The 22,239-nt window shown below is 56.3% G+C and carries 24 protein-coding genes; 8 read left to right on the top strand and 16 right to left on the bottom strand.

Annotated elements, in window-relative coordinates; translation table 11 throughout:
* The first annotated feature begins 54 nt into the window (after positions 1 to 54).
* Entirely contained in the window at positions 55 to 753 is a 699-nt protein-coding gene (locus AAC636_RS05185; protein ID WP_340301092.1) for a M48 family metallopeptidase, read from the top strand.
* Here AAC636_RS05185 and AAC636_RS05180 read toward each other — a convergent pair.
* From AAC636_RS05180 to AAC636_RS05125, 12 genes are all read right to left on the bottom strand, one after another.
* The gene (locus AAC636_RS05180) at positions 750 to 1,295 is read right to left on the bottom strand and encodes an RSP_2648 family PIN domain-containing protein (protein WP_340300629.1); all 546 of its coding nucleotides are present in this window, start codon (positions 1,293 to 1,295) and stop codon (positions 750 to 752) included. The two genes, AAC636_RS05185 and AAC636_RS05180, sit on opposite strands and share 4 nt — an antisense overlap.
* Positions 1,292 to 2,500, bottom strand: coding sequence for an RSP_2647 family RNA methyltransferase (locus AAC636_RS05175; RefSeq protein WP_340300628.1), 1,209 nt, complete (start codon positions 2,498 to 2,500; stop codon positions 1,292 to 1,294). The genes AAC636_RS05180 and AAC636_RS05175 overlap by 4 nt, the downstream gene beginning before the upstream one ends.
* Positions 2,501 to 2,547: 47 nt before the next feature.
* Positions 2,548 to 2,964 carry a DUF6778 family protein gene (locus tag AAC636_RS05170; RefSeq protein ID WP_340300627.1) on the bottom strand — a complete coding sequence of 139 codons (417 nt, stop codon included), beginning with the start codon at positions 2,962 to 2,964 and terminating at the stop codon, positions 2,548 to 2,550.
* Positions 2,961 to 3,221, bottom strand: coding sequence for a hypothetical protein (locus tag AAC636_RS05165; RefSeq protein WP_340300626.1), 261 nt, complete (start codon positions 3,219 to 3,221; stop codon positions 2,961 to 2,963). The genes AAC636_RS05170 and AAC636_RS05165 overlap by 4 nt, the downstream gene beginning before the upstream one ends.
* A gap of 196 nt (positions 3,222 to 3,417) precedes the next feature.
* Positions 3,418 to 3,591, bottom strand: coding sequence for an RSP_7527 family protein (locus AAC636_RS05160; RefSeq protein ID WP_340300625.1), 174 nt, complete (start codon positions 3,589 to 3,591; stop codon positions 3,418 to 3,420).
* 126 nt (positions 3,592 to 3,717) lie between these two features.
* Positions 3,718 to 4,803: a FliM/FliN family flagellar motor switch protein gene (locus AAC636_RS05155; protein WP_340300624.1), complete on the bottom strand. Its 1,086-nt coding sequence runs from the start codon at positions 4,801 to 4,803 to the stop codon at positions 3,718 to 3,720.
* 70 nt (positions 4,804 to 4,873) lie between these two features.
* Entirely contained in the window at positions 4,874 to 7,558 is a 2,685-nt protein-coding gene (locus AAC636_RS05150) for an ATP-binding protein (protein ID WP_340300623.1), read from the bottom strand.
* Positions 7,558 to 7,893 (bottom strand): hypothetical protein, encoded by a 336-nt coding sequence (locus AAC636_RS05145; protein ID WP_340300622.1) that lies wholly within the window; start codon positions 7,891 to 7,893, stop codon positions 7,558 to 7,560. Before AAC636_RS05145 ends, AAC636_RS05150 begins: the two co-directional genes overlap by 1 nt.
* Positions 7,894 to 8,298 carry a response regulator transcription factor gene (locus tag AAC636_RS05140; RefSeq protein ID WP_340261128.1) on the bottom strand — a complete coding sequence of 135 codons (405 nt, stop codon included), beginning with the start codon at positions 8,296 to 8,298 and terminating at the stop codon, positions 7,894 to 7,896.
* Between the two features lie 113 nt (positions 8,299 to 8,411).
* Positions 8,412 to 9,767 carry a short-chain fatty acyl-CoA regulator family protein gene (locus AAC636_RS05135; RefSeq protein ID WP_340300621.1) on the bottom strand — a complete coding sequence of 452 codons (1,356 nt, stop codon included), beginning with the start codon at positions 9,765 to 9,767 and terminating at the stop codon, positions 8,412 to 8,414.
* 64 nt (positions 9,768 to 9,831) lie between these two features.
* Positions 9,832 to 10,113, bottom strand: a complete 282-nt coding sequence (locus AAC636_RS05130) for a hypothetical protein (protein WP_340300620.1) — start codon at positions 10,111 to 10,113, stop codon at positions 9,832 to 9,834.
* Between the two features lie 77 nt (positions 10,114 to 10,190).
* Positions 10,191 to 11,516, bottom strand: coding sequence for an aspartate aminotransferase family protein (locus tag AAC636_RS05125; protein WP_340261131.1), 1,326 nt, complete (start codon positions 11,514 to 11,516; stop codon positions 10,191 to 10,193).
* Positions 11,517 to 11,846: 330 nt separating this feature from the next.
* On the opposite strand from AAC636_RS05125, the gene accB reads away from it, so the two are divergent.
* The 3 genes from accB to aat all read left to right on the top strand — a co-directional run bounded on the left by accB (position 11,847) and on the right by aat (position 14,441).
* Positions 11,847 to 12,344: an acetyl-CoA carboxylase biotin carboxyl carrier protein gene (accB, locus tag AAC636_RS05120; protein ID WP_340243073.1), complete on the top strand. Its 498-nt coding sequence runs from the start codon at positions 11,847 to 11,849 to the stop codon at positions 12,342 to 12,344.
* 13 nt (positions 12,345 to 12,357) lie between these two features.
* Positions 12,358 to 13,710, top strand: a complete 1,353-nt coding sequence (accC, locus tag AAC636_RS05115) for an acetyl-CoA carboxylase biotin carboxylase subunit (RefSeq protein ID WP_340300619.1) — start codon at positions 12,358 to 12,360, stop codon at positions 13,708 to 13,710.
* Positions 13,711 to 13,784: 74 nt separating this feature from the next.
* Positions 13,785 to 14,441 (top strand): leucyl/phenylalanyl-tRNA--protein transferase, encoded by a 657-nt coding sequence (aat, locus tag AAC636_RS05110; protein WP_340300618.1) that lies wholly within the window; start codon positions 13,785 to 13,787, stop codon positions 14,439 to 14,441.
* On the opposite strand, the gene AAC636_RS05105 is transcribed toward aat, so the two are convergent.
* From AAC636_RS05105 to AAC636_RS05095, 3 genes are read right to left on the bottom strand one after another with little or no spacing between them, the layout of a single operon-like run.
* The gene (locus tag AAC636_RS05105; protein WP_340300617.1) at positions 14,405 to 15,082 is read right to left on the bottom strand and encodes a DUF2155 domain-containing protein; all 678 of its coding nucleotides are present in this window, start codon (positions 15,080 to 15,082) and stop codon (positions 14,405 to 14,407) included. The genes aat and AAC636_RS05105 overlap by 37 nt on opposite strands.
* A gap of 1 nt (position 15,083) precedes the next feature.
* Positions 15,084 to 15,536 (bottom strand): outer membrane lipid asymmetry maintenance protein MlaD, encoded by a 453-nt coding sequence (gene mlaD / locus AAC636_RS05100; protein WP_340300616.1) that lies wholly within the window; start codon positions 15,534 to 15,536, stop codon positions 15,084 to 15,086.
* Between the two features lie 39 nt (positions 15,537 to 15,575).
* Positions 15,576 to 15,953: an NADH:ubiquinone oxidoreductase subunit NDUFA12 gene (locus tag AAC636_RS05095; protein WP_411567097.1), complete on the bottom strand. Its 378-nt coding sequence runs from the start codon at positions 15,951 to 15,953 to the stop codon at positions 15,576 to 15,578.
* A gap of 161 nt (positions 15,954 to 16,114) precedes the next feature.
* On the opposite strand from AAC636_RS05095, the gene AAC636_RS05090 reads away from it, so the two are divergent.
* The 4 genes from AAC636_RS05090 to AAC636_RS05075 all read left to right on the top strand — a co-directional run bounded on the left by AAC636_RS05090 (position 16,115) and on the right by AAC636_RS05075 (position 20,774).
* Positions 16,115 to 17,407 carry an O-acetylhomoserine aminocarboxypropyltransferase/cysteine synthase family protein gene (locus AAC636_RS05090; RefSeq protein WP_340300615.1) on the top strand — a complete coding sequence of 431 codons (1,293 nt, stop codon included), beginning with the start codon at positions 16,115 to 16,117 and terminating at the stop codon, positions 17,405 to 17,407.
* A 451-nt stretch (positions 17,408 to 17,858) separates the two neighbouring features.
* The gene (locus tag AAC636_RS05085) at positions 17,859 to 18,182 is read left to right on the top strand and encodes a hypothetical protein (protein WP_340300614.1); all 324 of its coding nucleotides are present in this window, start codon (positions 17,859 to 17,861) and stop codon (positions 18,180 to 18,182) included.
* Positions 18,183 to 18,305: 123 nt separating this feature from the next.
* On the top strand, positions 18,306 to 18,704 hold the full coding sequence (locus AAC636_RS05080; protein ID WP_340300613.1) for a hypothetical protein: 399 nt from the start codon (positions 18,306 to 18,308) through the stop codon (positions 18,702 to 18,704).
* A gap of 327 nt (positions 18,705 to 19,031) precedes the next feature.
* Entirely contained in the window at positions 19,032 to 20,774 is a 1,743-nt protein-coding gene (locus tag AAC636_RS05075; protein ID WP_340300612.1) for a hypothetical protein, read from the top strand.
* On the opposite strand, the gene mgtE is transcribed toward AAC636_RS05075, so the two are convergent.
* Positions 20,771 to 22,162, bottom strand: coding sequence for a magnesium transporter (gene mgtE / locus AAC636_RS05070; RefSeq protein ID WP_340301091.1), 1,392 nt, complete (start codon positions 22,160 to 22,162; stop codon positions 20,771 to 20,773). The genes AAC636_RS05075 and mgtE overlap by 4 nt on opposite strands.
* Positions 22,163 to 22,239 lie beyond the last annotated feature (77 nt).

The following is a 22,239-nucleotide window of genomic DNA, read 5'->3' as shown; positions in this document are numbered from 1 at the left end:
ACCCTTGCATAAGCACCCCTTGTCCGAGGCGCAGTGCCGCGCCATATCAGCCTTATGTTGAAGCTGACCCCGATCCTTTTGGCCATTGGCTATGCGCTGCTCAGTTACCAGTTCTCAAGCTGGCGACTGAAGCGAGAGCTTGACGAACGCTCAACCCGTTTGGCCGATCCGCGACTGCGTGAAATCTCTAAGCGGATGGCCAAGGTGCTCGACCTTGAGGATATTCCCGTCCATCTCTACGAAGTCGAGGCCATCAATGGGCTTGCGGCACCAGATGGGCGCATTTTCATTACCCGTGGTTTTTATCAAAAATATCGCGCGGGGGAGGTCACCGCCGAAGAGCTGGCCTCGGTGATCGCGCATGAATTGGGCCATGTCTCACTGGGTCACACCAAGCGGCGGATGATTGATTTTTCGGGTCAAAATGCAATCCGTGTGGCCCTCAGCAGCCTTTTGAGGCGGTTGATCCCAGTTGCGGCGGTGGGGATTTGGGTGGCCAATATCCTGACCTCTCTTTTGGCCGCGCGCCTAAGCCGTGCCGATGAATACGAGGCAGATGCCTATGCCGCCTCATTATTGACGGCCAGCGGCATCGGGACAGAGCCGCAAAAATCGCTCTTTCGGAAACTCGAAGCCCTGTCTGGCGGAGGATTGCGCGGGGGGGCGGCGTGGCTGATGAGCCATCCAAGCACGGCTGATCGGATCAAAGCCATCGAAACCCTAGAAGATAAATGGCGCGGGCAAATCCGCTAATCTGCAAGGCGTTTCGCCAATTTTGGCAGGCGCGCGCGCTTTAGCATTTTGCGCAGATCAGATGGCGCCTCGCGCAAGTCATTCATGCGCTCCAGAACGCCTGCGCAAATTTTGGCCACCAAGTCAGGTTCCTGCGCCCAGATATCGCACAGGTAGCTGTCAGGATGGAGGGCCACGATATCATGGCCCGCCAATTCAGCCCACGGAAAATCTCGTAGGTTGAAGGTCAAAATGGCTTCGGCCTTTCCCGTGATAGCGGTGGCCAACACATGAATATCAGCACGATCAGGCAGGTAAAGCCGCGCTTCTATCTCAGAATCCGCCTCGATGACGGCAGCGGGGAAATTGGCGCGCAGCAGCGCAATTTCGCCGCGTGCAATCATACCCCCCTCAGGCCCAAGATTACGCTCTGCGGCACGGGCCCATTCCTCGAGAATGCGATCGGACCAAAGCGGCGTCATCTGCCCTGCCTGCGCAAGCCCGATCAAACAGTCGCGCAGAACCGTGGGGTATAGCACACAGGCATCAAGACAAAGCCTCATGGCATCAGGCGGAAGGCCAAAGCCTTAAGATAGCCTGTTGCAGTCAAACTTGGATGTTGCGGATGATCAGGCCCGGCGAAGCCCGTATAGATCAATCGCGCCTCACGCCCCGCGCGCCCGATGCCGCGCAAACACGCGGCGCGGAATTTTTCAAGATCCGCCGCGTGCGAACAAGAGCATAGGATGAGCACACACCCCTCAGCCACCAAGGGGGCTGACAAACGTGCAACACGTTCATAGGCGCGCAGGCCTTTTTCCAAAGCGGGCTTGGACGGCGCAAATGCGGGTGGATCGGCCACAACAAGATCAAACTGCGCAGCCTCGCCTGCCAAGGCATCAAGAACGTCAAAAGCATCCCCTTGGCGGGTGGAAAATCGCTCCTCGGCCCCCATGGCCTTAGCCCCTTGGGTTGCCAAATCAAGCGCCGCTTGCGAGGCATCAACCGACAGGGCCGAGCGCGCACCCGCAGCCAGACTTGCCAAGGCAAACCCGCCAACATGCGAGAATACATCCAAAACGCGTGCATCCTTGGCCAATTGCGCAGCAAAGGCATGGTTGGGGCGTTGGTCGTAAAAGAGACCAGTCTTTTGCCCCCCCATCACATCGGCCATATAGGTGGCCCCGTTCATGACCACGGGCAATGGCCCGGAAATCGGCGCGCCAGAAAGCTGCGCCATCTCCTCGGGGAGGTTTTCCGCGGCGCGCGCGCGGGACGTGCCGTTCTTGATCAGCGTTTCAGCGCCCGTCACATGGCGCAAAGTGGTGGCGATCTCCTCAATCCGATCTTCTAGCCAAACCGCATTGGGTTGAATCACCAAACAGTCGCCAAAGCGATCAACGATTAGACCTGGCAACCCATCCCCCTCAGCATGGATCAGGCGGTAATAGGGGGCGGGATAGATCTTGTGGCGCAGGTCATGGGCTGCTTGGATCTTTGCCTGCAGCCACGCAGAATCTATCACGACATCCACGTGGCGCTCCAAAACCCGAAAAGCAATCTTCGCCTCAGGTGTCGCGATGCCAAGGGCCAGCGGATTGCGCTCGGCATCCTCTAGAATGGCAAGACTGCCTGCCGCAATCGCGCGGCTGCGGCGATCGAGCACCAGATCATCGGCCCAAGCCCAAGGATGACCAAAGCGGATGGCACGCGCATCGGCCTTGGGACGCAGACGCAAAACGGGAAGGGGCGAAGGATTATGTGTCATGCCCCGCCTTTAGCTCAGAATACCGCGCCCTGAAAGAGGGCGCGAGATTAGAATGTGACGCCTGATGGGGCCACAGATAGTCGGAATTCGGAAATCATCCAATCATGCATCCGCGCCTCGATGGGCGCACGCTGGGTCAGACCCATCGCTTCGGCTTCCACGGCGCGCCGTCCGCCATAAGCGGCAAAGGTCAGATCCCGTGATGCGGGGCCATAAACCAAGGCACCCGTTGTCGCGTCATAAAGCGAAAAGGTGAATTCGATCTCATGCTCACCCCCAAAGGTGCTGCGCACCAAGGCTGTCTGGGCATGAAAGTACGACACGTTGAGTTGCAAAACCACTTCACGGCTGCCCTCAAAGGCAGGCAGAAGCCTGCGCATAGGCCGCTCTAGAATGTCACGCACTTGAGCATAGCGATCCCCATAGGGCTCATCCTGCCACAAAAGTTCGACATTGGGTTTCATGGTATTTGCTTCAGAGGTGCTGAGGCTGCGCGGCACATACAACGTACATCTGTGATCCTCCAGCCCCGCTCACGCACAAACGCCGCAAGAGTGGGTTGGGTTTGTGCCGATGGGTTTGAAACATTCCCAGCAACATCGAAAAAGGTGGATGTGTCAAATGCGTTGCTCGCTTCGCGGGTTACTGTCCCGTTCGAGACACAGGCCGAAGCCGAGAGCGCCACGGCAACAAGGCCTAATGCGGTTTTCAATCGTGACATATCTTCCCCCATTCTGGGTTAATTCTCTATCGCATTGGCCAGGATAGGCGCAGATGCGACTCAAGAATTGTGCTCGTTTCAGCACCAATGACCCATAAATGAGGCGGAAATAAGAAAGCCTCGGCACATTGCCGAGGCTATTCTTGATCTCAAACCCCTGCGCGCACATAGGCCACGCGAGGCGAGGGCCGTAGAATTAGGCCAAATGCGCTGCTTGTTTGCCACCCAATTTTGCAACAGCGCGGAAGGGGGCGCCAAGTGCGTTAAAGAGTGCGCCAAAGGTTTCTTTCATCGCTTCAGCGCGCAAACGGCGGGCTTCAAGCTCTACACGGCGAACATCAGCGAAAGAATAAACAGAAGCAGTTGTCATTTCATTTCTCCTATATGGCTGTCACATCAGCCTTTCTGCTATGCAGCATATGGGACAGCATAGGTGACTTACCACTGCCGATTTGATCATCCCGCCATGCGCCAGACGCATAGCTTATTCAAAATCCTATGGGCCTGGCGGCAAAGGTGCGGCTTCCATTGCAAGCGGTGTGGGCATCTCAGGCAGGTCAACCGCAGACGGTGCTACTTCAGGCGGCGGCACAAGCCCGCCAGTCGCGCGCATCGTAATTTCTTTGCCAAGGCGCACGGCGCGCATGCCTGACTTTTGCCCCAACCGACCGCGCAACACGGCCCGCCCTGTCACATGCTCAAGCCGTATCTCGGTCAATGTTGCATCTGTAAACGGCAGCACGGTGCCGACAGACAGCCCTTCAACTTCAACAAAAGGCAGTTTGCGGCGCATCAAAATGGCCTCAAGCGAAACGCTGGCCTCGCCAATTGCAGCGCCCCATGCGGCGCGCCATTTCTGGCGCTCTGCCTCAGTGAATTTGCGCAGCTTTTTGGGGGCTTGGGCCACGGCATCGGCGCGCCCAATGACAGGCAGGGTCAACGCGATCTGCCCCGATTTCACCCCGCCGCCCAACTCAAGGCTTAATTTCCACATGTGGTAATCCCGCTCCTCCAAAATCAAAGACAAGCGATGACGTTCTTCTACAGGTTCCCCCAAAGACAGACGCAACGGCCAATCGCGGGCTTGAAAATCGCCGAATTCCCGCGCGCAGCCTGCCAAAAGCAGGTCGATAAAATCGCGCACCAACACGATATCAACCCGCGTCACGGGGCGGGCGGGGCCTGTTTGCGCCTCAACCCGGCCCGTTATCTGCACCTCGACCATGGCATCGACAATGCCTGAGGACAGCGCCACCGCGCCGTAAATCATAGCTTCTCCTGCACCAGTTTGATCGGGCACTTGCCCCTCGAGAAGGGCGACAAACCCGTCTGTGGGCATGACCGTGCCCAGATCCCCCAGATCGCGGCCCCAATGAAAGGTCGAGTCCAACGCATTCGGGGAAAGCGTGCCGTAACTGTCACCTGCTGCAATCAAGGCCCGCTGCACCCCACGGATCACCCGCGCCTCTTGCCGCGGATCTGGCGGGGTCGTGGCACTGGCCTGCCGCGGCAGATCACGGCCCAGCATTTTGGACAGGATCCACGTGTGATCGGATCGATTTTTTGAAATGCCTTCTGTCATCCTGCGCGCTTTCTGCCCCAAAACTCATCGGCCTTTCGGGGATCATAGCCGCGCAAAGGTTGAGCAAAGTTTAAGCCGCGCGCGCCTCCGCTCTGGGAAGGCGCACCAAAAACACGGCTCCGCCCTCTGACGGCACATAGTGCAGCCCTCCGCCAAGGCGCTGCATGATCTCGCGGCTGATGGCCAGACCCAACCCCGCGCCTTGTGCGGGGCGCGTGCCATCAAGGCGCACGAATTTCTCGAAAATCAAACTTCTCTGGCGTTCAGGAATGCCTGCGCCATTATCGGCAAATTCCACCTCAAGATGTCGCGCTGTCTCGCGCAGGGTGATGGTGAGGCGCGGGGCCTCTGCCTCGCAATATTTCTGGGCGTTCGAAATCAAATTGATAAAGACCTGCGCCAAACGATCTGCGTCCGTGTTCAAACGAAAGCCCGCCTCCTCCGTCCCATTGTAAATGATCTCAAGGCGATGGCTTTCCTCAAGGGCGGCGGTCGCATTGATCGCCCGCTCTAAGACCCGCGCGAGATGCACCTCACTGGGGTTCAGAGAGACATGACCATTCTCAAGAACGGATAAATCCAGCAAATCATCCAAAAGCCGTGTCAGACGGCGGCTTTCATCATGGATGATCTTCGAGAACCGCGCCCGCGCCGCATCATCCAAACCGTCAGATTGCATAAGGATTTCAGAAAACGCGCGAATAGAGGTCATAGGCGTGCGCAATTCATGGCTGATCTGCGATAGAAACGCATCTTTTTGCACAGAGAGTTCCGTCAGCTTCTGGTTCACCTCGCGCAAGCGCGCCGCGGTGCGGGCCAATTCCGCCGATTGCGCCTCAAGTTTCGATGAATATTCCATGATCTGCGCGGTCTCATCGGCCACAGCCAGAAGGTCTTGCACCGACACGCCTGCGCCGCCCGTAATTTGCCCGACCATCGCATGGGCTGTTGCAGCACCAACAGACCCCGCCAGTTCCCGTTCAAGGCGCTCTAGAAAATCGGGGGTTGGATCGGGCAATTCACTGTCCCGCCCCTGCGCGCGGGCCGCCTGCCCAAACAGACGCGCCGCGCGCCCCGCCCCCAAAATACGCCGAGCCATGATCAAAAGATCATCAGCCGTGCCCTGCGCCGCCTGCCACCCCGATGGGGCATGGGTGTAGTCAAACACTTTGACAAATTGCGCGCCCTGCAAGCGCTCTAGCGGGGACGGGAAGCTTGCCAAAGACACCACGATAAAAACAACCGTGTTCAGCCCCAAAGACAGCACCATCGCCGTCAAGAGCGGGTCTGTTCCAGCCATGCCAAGGAAATTATTGGGGCGCAGCCATTGCACCCCCATTGGCCCCAAGGTCAGCACATCATGAAGCAATTCACCCGCAAAGGCATTTGGCAGCAACAGCAGCCACGCCCATACGGCAAAGCCTGTCAAAATGCCCGCCCCTGCCCCAAGCCGCGTGGCCCCGCGCCAGAATATGCCCCCTGCAAGCGCAGGCAAAACCTGCGCCACACCCAAAAAGGCAATCAATCCCATTGCGGCCAAAGCCTCGGTTCCGCCAGAAAGGCGGTAATAGGCAAGGCCAAGCGCCATGATCCCAAGGATCGAAAACCGCCGCGCCATCAGCGCCACGCGGCGCATATCGCCAGACATCGGATCATCGTGGCGCGTGGCGCGCAGCCAGACAGGCACGATAATATGGTTCGACAACATCGTAGCCAAGGCCAAGGCCGCCACAATGACCATTGAGGTGGCAGCAGAAAACCCGCCCAAAAACGCAAGCAGGGCTAGGAATTCGCGCCCTTGCGACAAAGGCAGGGTCAGAACGAACAAATCAGGGTTCGCACCTTGCGGCATTTCTTGCAGGCCAGCCACGGCAATTGGCACCACGAAAATCGAAATCAGCAGCATATAAAGCGGGAAGGCCCAAGCCGCCATTGCCAGATGCCGCTCGTCAGAGTTTTCTACGACCAAGACCTGAAACATCCGCGGCAGGCACAAGATCGCGGCCCCCGATAACAGTGTTAAACCGACCCAACGCGCGCCATTGGACGAGATCGAGGCAAGCGGGCTTGCATCTATCCGCGCCAACATATCCATCGGGCCAGAAGCCACGCCCCAGACCACGAAGACGCCCACTGCGATCAGGGCGAATAACTTGACGATGGCCTCTAAGGCAATAGCGGAAACCAGACCCGGGTGACGCTCGTTCACATCCAAAGAGCGCGTCCCAAACACGATGGTAAAGAGTGCAAGCCCCCCCGCAACCCATATGGCCATCAGGCCTGTATCCATCTCGCGCCCTGAATTTGGCGTGATAAAGGCAGAGAAAGACAGCGTCACCGATTGCATCTGCAAGGCGATATAGGGCGTGGCCCCGATCACCATGAGGATGGTCACAATCGCAGCCAATCCCCCCGATTTCCCATATCGAGATGAGATCATATCCGCGATAGATGTGATCCTTTGCGTGCGCCCAATGCGCACCAATTTTCGCAAGATCCAGAACCATCCGATGAAGACCAAGGTCGGGCCAAGATAGATCGTGATAAACTCAAGTCCTGATCGCGCGGCAGACCCGACCGCGCCGTAAAATGTCCATGCGGTGGTATAGATCGACAATGACAGCGTATAGGTCACAGGGGATTGCAGCCAACGCGCCTTGCCCTCGGCTGCGCGTTTCTCCGCCCAAAAAGCCGCGCCAAAAAGCCCCACCACATACAGAACCGCAACCGCGACCAACCCGTCAAAGGACAGCATCACCCCTCCCCCGATGCTGGATCGGCCGCATGGTCTGGGAGGTCTGCGGAGGCATCTTCGCGCTCAATCTGGCGCAGCGCGCGCGACAGAATATAGGTGATCACAATCAAGATTGTCCAAACCGCGAAAAAATAGACAAGCCAGAACGATATCCCCCCTGCCAGTTGCTCGCGCGGGGTGAGGATGAAGGCGGGGCCAAAGAACAACAATCCCCCAAAGACAGGCATCAAGGCAGCCGCATCGCGCAGGCGATTCTTGCGATAGCTTTCCCGTTCAAGAAACAAATGCCTGCGCGCAGGTGGCGCCGCGCGGGACGTGTCGCGTGGGGGGCTCATTTAGGCCGATCCTTTTTGCACGGCTGATTTTGCCCCGCGTTCGTCCAAAATTTGGGTCAAAAGTTGCAACATTTCGGAATTGGAAAAGGGTTTGGTCAAATAGGCATCCGCCCCCAACACAAGCGCCGTCTCGCGATCCTTGGCTTGACCCTTTGCGGTCAGCATGACCACAGGCAATGCCTCCGTGCTTGGATCGGCGCGCAGGTCACGCAGAATATCCAAGCCCGATCTGCCGGGAAGCATTACATCTAATACGATCAGATCAGGGCCATAGCGTTTGACCTCCTCCACGGCGGTGGCCCCATTGCCGTGGCTGCGCACCTCCATTCCAGCACGCGAGAGGATGAACGTGATGGCCTCAAGAATATTGGCCTCATCCTCAACCAGCAAAATGCGGTTCGTCATGATGTCCCTCCCCACAGCAGATATGGGCTTGGCGTTTGCGCCTTCTGTCCCACGCTGCTTTTCTTATGGAATCCCTGCGACACCGCTTTTGTCAATCTTTCTGCATCAAGACCCTAGGCCAGAACAGAAGGCACGCGGCGCGCGGCACAGGCGTCACGCGGGCAAACATGACAACCAGACCCGATGGGAAGCGCGGTTTGCGGCAGAGCATTCTCAGCGTTCTGCAAAGGACGTAGAAGCATCGTTGCATTCAAAATTGGCGCGGCTGCAAACCCCGCACCACCGCGTGGTTGCGCCACCGCCCATGCATGATAGGCCAAACCATTGGGCAATTCCAAAACCCCATCCGTTGGCATCATTGGGCGCGACAGCACGGTATATAGCGGCCATAAGGGGCAGCCCGCCCCAAAGCGCGGGATCGAAAACCCCGTGATACGTTTGCGGAACATCAGCGCGCCCGAAGCATCGCAAATCGCAAGTCCGAATTCAGGCATATCAGGGGCAGGCGGCAGCGTGGCCAAGCGGCGCAAGATCAAGGCCACATCCCCCTGCCCCAGATGCAGCAATTGAGACGGGTTATAGCCCACTGATTTGGCGGCAGATTGAAACTGCGCCAAGGGCAATCGCGCAGCATCTTGCGCATAGGCCTGCAACATAGCACGCGCCAAATCCCGCGTTGTGCGATCCTCCATCCCAGCGGCGCGCGCAATCACCGCGTCTATCGCGTCCACCCCATGCGTCTCAATCGCCGCAAAATGATGCCCTGCCGCGTCAAACATGGCCTCAACCGTTTCTTGCGCTGTTGAGCTTGCGCCCTCATTTGTGTCGCCTTGTTGCTCGAAATGGCTAAGCATTTGCGTGGCCCGCAACGATAGGCGTTCTGCTTCCTCGTTGAGGTTGCGATGAAAGCGGGCACGCCATTGCGTTTCGAGATCAGGCTCGCGCACCAAAATATCAGCGGTCGAACGGATTGCTGCAACGCTTGAGAGGATCTCATGCATGGCTTCAGCCAAAACAGGATCATTGGCCAAACGATCCTGCAAACTATCAATCATCGCCTCAAGCGCGGTGATCCTTTTCTGCTGCAAGGTCAAAACCCCCGACCATCCCGGAAAGCGGCCAGACAATTCATCAATGCGATCCAATTCTGGCTCAGCCAAAAGGTTCGGGCGCAAATCTGTCGCGGCCTTGTGCAGCGCGTCAAAAACCGTTGCGTCCGCGCCTGATGACAGGGCGGTCGGCTCGACCGATAGGGCACGGGCGATATCGACCAATAATTTACCGCCAATTCGGCGGCGGCCATGCTCAATCAGATTGAGATAACTGGGGGAAATCTCGACCGCTTTCGCCAAATCAGCCTGCCGCATCCCCAAAGCACTGCGGCGTTGACGGATACGACTGCCTGTCAGCGCGCTGCTTGAAGGCAGGGCGGCGGTTTTCGTTGTAAGGCGCAGGTCAGCATGGCTCATAATCCCTGCTTATCGCAAGTTGGGCGGCCTTGTAAAAGAATTTACTAACCGCCTCTCGCCTGCCCTACTGGTTGCAGATCATGCGGCCTTCTTCGGTAAGGATTGGCAGCAAAGTGGTTTCGACCACGCCATTATAGAGATACCAGTAACAGTTATCTTCCATCAGGCGCACGCGGCCAATATCTTGCCCATCCGCTGCCAACTCGACCAAAGCCTCTGGCAATTCAACCAAATAGCCCTCGTCATCCACAGGCGGGCTTGTGAGGCAACCCGTTAAAAACGCGGCCATCGCCACGACCCCTGCTGCAAATCGCAGATTTGATCCGGTGAAGTTCAGTATCATCACGACAGAGGCCCCCTGTGGCGCATTTGGTTTTTATGTGGGCAAGCACACAGCCGCACCCCGCTGTTCGTCAAATCAGATCAATGCAGTTTTTTCAACACATCTGCCAATGTTCCGATCAATTGATCAATATGCGATTTCTCAATGATCAACGGGGGGGACATGGCGATAATATCGCCCGTGGTGCGGATCAAGATGCCTTTTTCATAGGCGTCAAGGAAGGCTGCAAAGGCGCGCTTGGCTGGCTCGCCTGCAATCGGCTCTAGCTCGACCGCGCCAATCAAACCCATATTGCGGATGTCTTTGACATGCGGCAGGCCCTTCAGGCTATGCAGCGCCTCTTGCCAATACGGAGCAAGTTCGGCTGCACGCTCAAAAAGGCCTTCTTCTTTGTAGGTTTCGAGCGTAGCAATCCCTGCCGCAGAGGCAATCGGGCTGCCTGAATAGGTATAACCGTGGAAGAGCTCAATCATATGTTCTGGGCCTTGCATAAAAGCATCGTGAATTTCTTTTGTGGCCAGAACCGCCCCCATGGGGATCACGCCATTGGTCAAGCCTTTGGCACAGGTGATCAGATCAGGCATGACCCCGAAATGTTCCGCAGCAAAGGACGAGCCCAGACGACCAAACCCTGTGATCACCTCGTCAAAAATCAGCAAAATGCCATGTTTCCGGGTGATCTCGCGCAGGCACTCAAGATATCCTTTGGGCGGCAGAAGCACACCCGTTGAGCCCGCCATAGGCTCGACAATCACGGCGGCAATGGTTTCAGGCCCGTGCAGCGCCACGATCCGCTCGAGATCATCGGCAAGATGCGCGCCATGCTCAGGCTGACCTTTGCTATAGGCGTTTTCAGCCAGATGCGTATGCGGCAGGTGATCGACACCTGTCAGCAAACTGCCGAAGAATTTGCGGTTATTGACGATGCCGCCCACAGAAATCCCGCCGAAATTTACACCATGATAGCCACGCTCGCGTCCAATCAGGCGGGTGCGGCTGCCTTGGCCGATGGCCCTCTGATAGGCCAGCGCAATTTTCAAAGCCGTTTCAACGGACTCAGAGCCCGAATTCGTAAAGAACACATGCTCAAAGGGCGCAGGCGCCATATCCCGCAGGCGAGAGGCCAATTCAAACGCCACAGGATGCCCCATCTGGAACGCAGGCGCATAATCCAATTCGCCTGCCTGTTTGCGGATGGCTTCGACAATTTTGGGGCGATTATGCCCTGCATTGCAGCACCACAATCCCGCCGTCCCATCCAAAACATCGCGCCCATCCGCTGTTTTGTAGAACATCCCATCGGCTGAGACGAGCATCCGAGGCGCTTTCTTGAACTGCCGATTGGCGGTAAACGGCATCCAAAATGCCGAAAGATCATTGGGTGTGTTCGACCGATCCAAAGCCATGATGCATCTCTCCCGTGGCGAAAGCGCCCTAGTTCCGTTTCCAAGAATATGAACGCCTTTATTGGCTGTGGCGCAAGAGGGAACGGGGCAAATCTATGCGCATATCCTCAATCATTGCATGCGCAATCGTTCTGGCCTATCACAGAAGATGCAAACAAAGATAAGGAAAGAAATGCGCATTCGTTGCAAAAGAAGCATAATTTTTTGACCATCTGGTGCTTTCCACTCTGGCCGAGGTGGCATATAGAGCTTCTGATTTTGCGGCAATTTAGGGCGCAAACATAAGCGAAGGGCTCAGCCAAAGGCGGGCGAATAATCTGCGAGGGATCCATGAGCAAGAATACGCATGACGGTGACGTTGGCTTTATCAAAGCCTTGGCTGAGTTGCTGCGCGAAAACGATTTGACCGAATTGGAAGTTATCCGCGAGTATGGCGAAGATGACAGCCTGAATGTGCGCGTGGCGCGGCAAATCCATGCGGCCCCAGTTGCGATGGCCCCTGCCCCAGTTGCAGCAGCCCCTTCTGCAGCGGCCCCCGTTGCCGCCGCCGCACCCGCAGCGGCCCCTGCCGCCGCCGAAGACCCAACCCAAAGCCCAAATGCGCTGACCTCTCCAATGGTGGGCACCGCATATCTCGCACCAGAACCTGGCGCGGCGGCATTTGTCTCGGTGGGCGATAAAGTCACGGAAGGTCAGCCTGTCTTGATCATCGAAGCAATGAAAACCATGAACCAAATCCCAAGCCCGCGCGCAGGCACGGTGAAGCGGATTTTGGTGGAAGATGGCTCACCCGTGGAATTCGGCGCGCCATTGATGATCATCGAATAAGATGGCTGCCCGCATGTTCAAAAAAATTCTCATCGCCAATCGCGGGGAAATCGCGCTGCGCGTGATCCGTGCTGCGCGCGAAATGGGTATTGAGACAGTCGCCGTGCATTCCACCGCCGATGCTGATGCGATGCATGTGCGCATGGCCGATGAAAGTGTCTGTATCGGCCCGCCCACCAGCACCAACAGCTATCTGTCGATCCCCTCTATCATCTCGGCATGCGAGATCACGGGGGCCGAAGCGATTCACCCTGGCTATGGGTTTCTCTCCGAGAACGCGAATTTCGTGCAAATCGTAGAGGATCACGGGATCAAATTCATTGGCCCATCTGCCGAGCATATCCGCATTATGGGCGATAAAATCACCGCTAAGGAAACGGCAAAGGCGCTTGGTATTCCTTGCGTCCCCGGCTCTGAGGGGGGCGTTCCCGATCTGGACGCGGCCAAGAAAGTCGCCGCCGATATGGGCTACCCCGTCATTATCAAAGCCACTGCAGGGGGCGGCGGTCGCGGCATGAAAGTGGCGCAAAGCGCCAAGGACTTGGAAAACGCATTCCGCACGGCGCGCAGCGAGGCGAAATCTGCCTTTGGCAATGACGCGGTTTATATTGAGAAATACCTCACCACGCCGCGCCATATTGAGGTGCAGGTATTTGGCGATGGTAAGGGCAATGCAGTTCATTTGGGCGAGCGGGATTGTTCTCTGCAGCGCCGTCACCAAAAGGTCTTCGAAGAGGCCCCAGGCCCCTGCATAAGCGAAAAGGAACGCGCCGAGATCGGGGCGATCTGTGCCAATGCGATTGCCAAAATGGGATATGAGGGTGCTGGCACCATTGAATTTCTCTACGAAAAAGGCGCGTTTTATTTCATCGAAATGAACACCCGCTTGCAGGTGGAGCATCCCGTGACCGAAGGGATTTTCGGGGTGGATTTGGTGCGCGAGCAAATTCGCCTGGCAGCGGGCCTGCCGCTCAGCTTTGCGCAGGAAGATTTGCAGATCAACGGCCATGCCATTGAGGTGCGGATCAACGCGGAAAAAGTGCCGCAATTCTCCCCCTGCCCCGGCAAGATCACGCAATACCACGCCCCAGGTGGCTTGGGTGTAAGGATGGATAGCGCGCTTTATGATGGCTACCGCATCCCTCCTTATTATGACAGCTTGATTGCCAAGCTGATCGTTCATGGCCGTGACCGACCCGAGGCGCTTGCCCGCCTCAAGCGCGCCTTGTCAGAATTGATCGTGGATGGTGTCGACACCACGGTGCCCTTGTTTCACGATTTGCTCGACCAAGAGGCGGTGCAAACAGGCCAATATAACATCCACTGGCTGGAACATTGGCTGGAAGAAACCTTCGGCAAGGCCTAATTCTGGCACAAAATCAAAGATCACAGGCCAAAATGCGTGCAGCATTTTGGCCTTTATCATGCTAAATTTCACTCATGCCCGACACCCAAGCAGCCCTTAAAATTACCCCGCAACTTCTGTTGCAAGCCTATGCAGCGGGCATATTTCCAATGTCCGAGGGCCGCGATGACCCAAACCTATTTTGGGTTGACCCAAAACGGCGCGGGATCATTCCGCTAGACAGCTTTCACATATCCCGCAGCCTTGCCCGCAGGATCCGCCAAAACCCATTTGAGATTAGGATCAATAGCGATTTTGCAGGTGTTGTGGCCGCCTGTGCGGATCGGGACGAAACATGGATTAATGCGGAAATAACCGCTTTATACAGCGCGCTGCATGAGAAAGGATTCGCCCATTCCCTTGAGCTGTGGCAAGGGCGTGATCTGGTGGGTGGTGTCTATGGGGTGGCGCTTGGGGCTGCGTTTTTTGGGGAAAGTATGTTTTCGCGGGCGCGTGATGCCTCGAAAATTGCGCTCGCCTATTTGGTCGCGCGCCTCAATGCAGGCGGGTTCACGCTCTTTGATGTGCAATTTACCACGCCCCATTTGATCCGCTTAGGTGCTATAGAGATCTCGCGCATCGACTATCGCAAGCGGCTTGATGCGGCGCTTGAGAAACATGCAGATTTCATGGCGGGCGGGGGCCTATTCACCCCTCAGGATGTGCTACAGCGCAACACCCATACATCATAGCGCGGGTGATCAAAGGCGATCAGCGCGGGGCTGGAGGCCACCATCCATCCATCAAACAAGGCCCGCCCATCGGTGTCGGTGATGCGCATATGGGCGAAAGCATCTGAATTGGCGTCACCCTCAGGATAACGGCATTCAACCATTTCAACCGTGATACGGCCAAGCCGCGCCGCGGCCCCAGTCGCCAATTCCAAATCACGCGATTGCGCCAAGGTTTTGTCTAAGGCGCGCAACAGCGCCCCTGACCCCGTTTCTGTTGCGATTTCTGTGATGGACGTCACGCCGCCCAAATCAGGTTCAGCGGGGCTTGTTTCCAAGAGTACACCCGATTGCCCCGCATCGCCATTATCGGTCAGGGTCACATCCCCAGTTTCCGCTTGCGGCACGATCACAGGCGCCACCTCCCCCATAACGGGGGCAGGCGCGATAACTGTGCCGCTGCCAAGAGGAAGGCTGCCTTCACCAAAGGTTTGCGGGCGGCTTGTCTCTGCGCCAGTATCAAGCGGCAAAGGATCAATCGGGATCACAACAATGCCATCGGCCGACACTTGCCCATTCAAACCCAAGGTTTGATCTTGCGCGCCCACAGGGCCTAAACAAAAGGCTGATATCAACGCCAATCCCGCCAGACGCGCCCGCATGTTACTGCCCAGATCCCGAGAAGGCGCGCATCAGCAAGGTCACAAGGCTGACCGAACTTTGTGTGTTTAATACCTCATCCCCAGCGGCCAAGTTAAACGGCGAACCACCCGGTTGGATGTCAACAAATGACCCACCCAAAAGCCCCTCTGATACGATGCTTACAATGCTGTCATCAGGCAACAGAATATCGTCACGGATATTCAAGGTCGCTTCTGCGCGGAAGGTGGCAAGGTCAAGATTGAGGCTGCTGACAGTGCCGACCCGAACGCCCGCAAGGCGCACGTCTGTACCAATTCCGATCCCTTCTGCAGAGCGGAACAGCGCCGATACCTCGTAGCTTGACCCCGTGCTGCGCCCGATCCCGCCGATTTCAGCGGCATAGAGCAGAAACCCCGCAGCTACGGCCAAGACCGCACCGCCGACCAAAATTTCGCTCAATCTATTTTCGGCCATCACGGAACCCCTCTCATGCTGCCAAAAAAGCGCACAGGCTTATTCGGGGCTCCATGCCTCGTAATCCTTGCGCGCGACTGGTGCGGCCTGACGCAACGAACCCGCAGGCGCATAGGCCGCTTCTGATCCCGTCAGGTTCATTTCGTGCTCTTTTTCCCATGCCTTGCGCGCAAGCGGCGCATCGGCAGGGGATTTATCCCATGTGTGATGTAACCAGCCATGCCAATCGGGGCTGATGCGGCTGGCTTCGGCCTCGCCATTGAAAATCACCCAACGGCGTTTGCCATCGCGGGATTGGTAGAACACATTGCCCTGCGCATCCTCACCAACCTTCTGGCCCTTCCGCCAAGTGTAGAGTTGCGTTCCAACCGTCTGACCATTCCACCAAGTCACAAGGCGCAGCAGGAATGAGAGCATGACAATCTCCAAACTAAATCGCGTGTCGTTTTGTCTTCTAATGCCGCAACACGCCGCTAAGGTCTAGGGGCAATGCCAATAACAACTGCGACAGATGTTGTTTTGCGCACGCCAGCGCCCTAAACATAACCCTCAGGGAAACACGCGAGGAGAAAAACGCCATGTCCGACCCCAAAAGCCTAAAATTTGACACGCTGCAGATCCATGCAGGTGCGCATCCAGACCCTGCAACCGGCGCACGCCAAACGCCTATCTATCAAACCACGGCCTATGTGTTCAAAGATGCTGATCACGCGGCGCGTCTGTTTAACCTGCAAGAGGTCGGCTTTATTTACTCGCGCCTGACCAACCCCACAGTCGCTGTGCTACAAGAGCGGATCGCGACCCTAGAGGGCGGTGTTGGTGCGGTTTGTTGCTCGTCTGGTCATGCGGCGCAGATCATGGCCCTGTTTCCGCTCATGGGGCCAGGCTGCAACATCGTGGCCTCTACGCGCCTTTATGGCGGCACAGTCACCCAATTCAGCCAGACCATCAAACGCTTTGGGTGGTCTGCAAAATTTGTTGATTTCGATGATCTTGACGCGGTGAAAGCGGCGATTGACAATAACACGCGCGCCGTGTTCTGCGAGGCCATCGCAAACCCTGGTGGCTATATCACCGATCTGCGCAGCATTGCGAATATCGCCGATGGCGCAGGCATCCCCTTGATCGTGGATAACACCTCTGCAACCCCCTATCTCTGCCGCCCAATTGAACATGGCGCGACATTGGTTGTGCATTCCACCACAAAATACATCACGGGCAATGGCACTGTCACAGGCGGCTGTGTGGTTGATAGCGGCAAATTTGACTGGTCAGCCAGTGATAAATTTCCTTCGCTCTCGGCACCTGAACCCGCCTATCATGGCTTAAAATTCCACGAGGCATTGGGGCCGATGGCCTTTACCTTCCACTCAATCGCGATTGGCTTGCGCGATTTGGGGATGACCATGAACCCGCAAGCGGCGCATTATACGCTGATGGGGATTGAGACCTTGTCGCTGCGGATGCAGCGCCATGTTGAGAATGCCGCGAAAATCGCTGCATGGCTTGAAAAGGATCCCCGCGTTGATTTCGTGACCTATGCGGGTCTGCCATCCTCGCCGTATCATGGGCGGGTCAAGGATATCTGCCCCAAAGGTGCGGGCGCATTGTTCACCTTTGCTGTGAAAGGTGGATATGAGGCTTGTGTGAAACTGGTAGATAGTCTTGAGCTGTTCAGTCATGTCGCCAATTTGGGCGATACGCGTTCGCTGATCATTCATTCAGCATCAACCACCCACCGCCAGCTGACCCCAGAACAGCAACAAGCAGCGGGGGCAGCACCTAATGTGGTGCGTGTCTCCATTGGGATTGAAGATGCAGATGATCTGATTGCCGATCTTGATCAGGCCTTGGCCAAAGCAACCGCGTAAACCTTGCGCCACTGAAAAAGAAAAACCCCCGTCCAAACAGATTTAGATGGGGGTTTTTGATAGGTTCGGGCAGAGGCCAGTGTCGGCTGCTAAACTGGGGACTGGCCTCTGCCCCGGGCTACGATGGGGTTACGGAGTAGCCCGCACCCAACCTGCAAGATTGGCCAGCTGCAGGAGGGGCGTTCCAATATCTGCGGAAAAGTCCCAAATTGATTCACCCGACTAAGGCGCTTGCATCAAGAATTCAGGTCTGAGATTTCCCCGTGAATCGCATGTGACACATCGGGCGCTCGTTTTCAATCATTTTGATTATTTTTTATGAATTTCAATGCAGAGAAGGCGTTGTATTTAGGAAACATATATTAATTATAGTTACATATAGATATGAGATATGAGCGGCTTAGCAGCGAGATTGGTATAAACGCGCGGTCGGTTAGTACGGAGTTTAAGCGTGGATCAAAGCTCGCTCAATGTGTTGCCGCGCATGCGCCAGTTTTTGGCGTCGCTTGAGCGGGACTTAGGTCTTGTCTCGCTGCCCAAAGTAGAACTTGATCTTCTATACGCGATCGACCTTTTGGCTGAAAATCCAGACGAGATTTTAACATCTGCAGAAATCCACAATCATCCGTTGATGCGAGACGTCCCCACAGCCACATTCAATCGTGCACTGAAATCCCTTATGAAAAAGGGGTTTATACAGTTGAATTCTGACAGTCGCGCCAAACATTATCGCAAGACAGAGCATTGGCTCAGTCTTTTGCAGCGTGACGATTGACATCAGTCAAATTTAATCACTTGCAATCTTTAGGCATGAGTAATAGGTCTTTATTCACAACAAGACTTTAAGATTGGTTATCGTAGTTCGGAGCGGGCTCTCAGCTCCAAAGGAGTCAACCGCGTGGTTAAATGGTTTAAATGTCTTGCGGGACCTGCGTTCCTGCGCGCTGTTTCACATCTGAAAACCGCTTTTTTCGTGTCCTCAGCCCTGTTGGGTGCCGCGTTGATCAATCATGGCTTGATGAGCCAAACCAATGCGACCCTCCATTGTGCCACGGAGTCCGTTTTGATCTTCTTTGGCTTTGCAACCATCGCCAAAGTGCTGACCGCTTGGCTTTATTCACATTCTGGGCTTCTCTACGGCCTGCCAGGTATCGCGCTGACTGTATATATCTACGACACCGAAAATGATGCCCATCTCTTCTTAATGGGCATGATCGGGCTCACGGTGCCCGTTCTCGCGTTCAAACTGCTGGCCTTCTTGGGGCACTATATCACAGTGGCACAGCGCCAGTCGTAGCGGGTGTTACCACCCGTTACTATCGCAAGTAGTGCAATCTTGATGATCTGTGCATGGGCGATAGCGCCCAACGCAGAATTTGGACTTTCAGCACTGTTTGAATTGGCGGCTGTCGCACTGTTTGATGCATGCCTGCTGATGAGTGTGCTGTTGATCGCCCTCGCCCTGACACGCGCCTACGAGCAACGGCGCTGATCTCGTTCAAATTTTTATAAATATAGCGCTTATCTGGTTTATGCTCCCTGCAACTATCGTATAGAGTTAGGCGCAAGGAGGGAAAAATTACCCCCCCCCTTTGGCCCACTTAACGAGAAGCGCATCGGTATTTTGAGCACGGAGTTCACGCTACACCTGTCGCCCGAGGCCATTAGCCTTGCTTCACGCCGCTCTGATGATGCGTGGGAGGTAATCGTTCGCACTGCACCAGATGCAGAGGATCTCAGCGCCGCTTTCGCGCAGATGAAATCTCTTATTGAGGCCAAAGACAACGCCCAAGTTTTGGTGATTGTCCCGCGCGAGCAAGTTCTGTTTACAAGCTGCGAAGCCCCTGATGAGGCCACCCCCGCCGCTGAGCGGCGCGCAGTCGAGGCCAAACTGGATGGCCTCACCCCCTATGAATTGTCGGAATTGCAATATGATTGGCTGCGCACGGATTCCGTGATCCAAATCGCCGCCATTGCAGCGGAAACCATCCAAGCCGCGCAAGAGTTTATAAAATCCTACGGGATCACGGCTGTGGCATTGACCGTGGAAACACTGCCAGATGATTATGATGGAACGCCCATCTTTCAATTGGCAAAGCGCCCCAAACCGACACCGCATGTGCAAAACCTTGCGACCATTCCTGCCCCCAAGCGCAAAATTCGCCTAGAGGACATCGCGCTCTTCGTGCCGCGTTTTCGCAAAGGAATGGCCCTTGGTCTTAGCGGGGGGCTTGGCGTGACTGTTGCGGCATTTCTCCTGATGCCTTCTGCCCCAGAGCAGGATGTGACGCCTGAAGCCCCCGCTGTTGTCGCAGCAACGCCCCCAGTTGCCGAGCCTGCCCCAAGCGCGCCTGTGGTAAACGGCCTGCCTGCGCCCGATGTGGCACTTATGGCGACAGCGCCTACCCTTACTGCGCCAAGGCCACGGCGTGACGGCACCATCCTTGCCGCGATTGACCCGATCCTGACCCAACAAGATGCACTGGCCCTACGCCCACCCTTGGGCGGTATCGGCGATGATGCCCCGCCGCCAATCCTCTCGCCGATCCCCTTTGGCGCGGGCAGCGTTTTGAACAGCGCGGGTCTTGTCGATCCAACCCCTGAGGGGGCGTTGAACCCCGATGGTGTATTGGTCTTTGATGCGGCGCCCCCCGTTGCGGCAATCCCGCGCCCCGATGCCATCCTAGAAGCGGCCCGTGCGGCACGGCTTGAGCAAATCGAAACATTGGCAGCCACGCTGCCGCGCCTCAGACCTGAGAATTTCGCAGAAATCCTTGAGCGCCAGAAATTTAACGGCTTTACGCGCAGCGAATTAAGCGGCATCACGCCGCAACTGCGCCCCGCCTCACTTCAAGAAATTGCCGAAGCGGCCCGCACCGCCGAGGCAGTAGCCCTCGCCGTCAGTGAAGGACGCAGCGCCAATCAGGCCTTGATCAGCGATTTGGCTATCGCGCGTTCGCTTTTGCCACAGGCCCGCCCCTCGGGCTTTGAGGCAGTGGTGGCCGCTGCAACACCTGCAAGCGCCGCTGCACCAAATGGCGTTGCTGCAGAGGCCGCGGCACAATCAGGCGCAGATGAGGAAATTGAGGCGGAAATTGCCGCCGTCAGCACCGACACCCCATCCGGCGAACGGGTGACCCGCGCCGCGACCAATCGCAATGCCATAAATTTGCGCGACACGAATTTGATTGGTGTCACTGGCCCTTCGAGCAGCCGCCGCGCCTTGGTGCGCCTGCCATCGGGTCGATTTGTTACGGTCGAAGTTGGAGATCGTCTTGACGGGGGGCGGGTCGCCGCGATTGGCGATGACAGCCTTCAATACATCAAGGACGGCGAAAATATCACGCTAGAGGTGCCAAACGGCTAAATCAGGACAAGTGCTGCGAGGCCAAGAAAGGCGAAGAAGCCCACAACATCGGTGACTGTGGTCACGAATGTGCCAGAGGCGAGCGCAGGATCCGCGCCAAAGCGTTCTAACGCAACGGGGATCAATATCCCCGCCAATCCCGCCACAACAAGATTAACCACCATTGCGCCTGCAATGACGCCGCCCAAGAGAACGGAATCGAACCAAACATAACCCACAATGCCCATCACAAGGGCAAAGGCCAAACCGTTCAAAGCCCCCACGCCCGCCTCACGCATTACAACACGCCACAGGTTGGCGGAGGTGAGGTCGCGTGTTGCAAGCCCACGCACAGCCAAGGCAAGGCTTTGCGTTCCGGCATTGCCCCCCATAGAGGCGACAATCGGCATCAACACGGCCAAGGCCACCAATTGCGCAATCACCGCTTCGAATTGTGCAATCACCACCGAGGCCAAAATCGCGGTGCCCAAATTGACGAACAACCAAGGAAAGCGTTGACGCACAGTTTCAAAGGTCGTGTCGCTAAGGCTTTCATCCACGCCCAAACCTGCAAGGCGGCGCAAATCCTCTTCATTGACCTCATCAAGAACGCTCATGGCGTCATCAATGGTGATCACGCCCACCAATCGCCCATCATCATCGACAACGGGCGCAGAGATCAGGTGATACTGGTTAAAGGCGTAGGCGACATCATCCTCATCCTGCTTGGCAGGGATGGTGCGAAAGCTGTCTTCCAGAATGTCTTTCAATGATGTTGCCCGCGCACTCGACAACAACCGCCCAAGCGAGACATAACCCACAGGTTTCATCGCAGGGGTCATGAGGATGATGTGATAGAATTGTTCGGGCAATTCCGCCTTTTCGGAACGCAGATAGTCAATCATCTGCCCGACATTCCAATGTTCGGGCGCGCGCACCACCTCGCGCTGCATAAGACGCCCAGCAGATCCTTCGGGAAAACTCAGCGCCTGTTCAACCGCGACCCGATCCGCATCGTCAAGCGCGCCAAGAATAGCCCCTTGCTGATCTTCTTCTAGGTCTTCGACCAGATCAACAACATCATCCGAGTCCAACTCGCGCACAGCATCGGCCAGAACATCGCTTGGCAAAAGCGGCAAAATGTCTTCACGGATTGACCAATCAAGTTCAGAGAGAACCTCACCATCAATCCCACGCGACCAAAGCGCCAGAAGGGCTGCGCGCTCGCCGCTGGAGATTTGTTCAAGAATATCAGCGATGTCAGCAGGGTGTAGCGGCTCCATCAACTCATCGATGGCATCTACATCCTCGGCACTAACCGCACGCCGCAATTGCGCGCGTAGACTATCGTCCAACGCATAAGCGTCACGATCATCATCTAGATGGAGGTCTTGTTCGTCCAAAATGATCCACCTCGCGCAACAAGATCAGGCGTCGCGCGGGGTATGACATTGCAAAGCCGATCTGAAAAGGTGGTTTTGCGAAA

Source organism: Roseobacter sp. HKCCD5988 (genome assembly GCF_037830355.1).
Taxonomy (GTDB): Bacteria; Pseudomonadota; Alphaproteobacteria; order Rhodobacterales; family Rhodobacteraceae; genus M30B80.
This window is presented reverse-complemented; position numbering and strand designations above follow the sequence as displayed.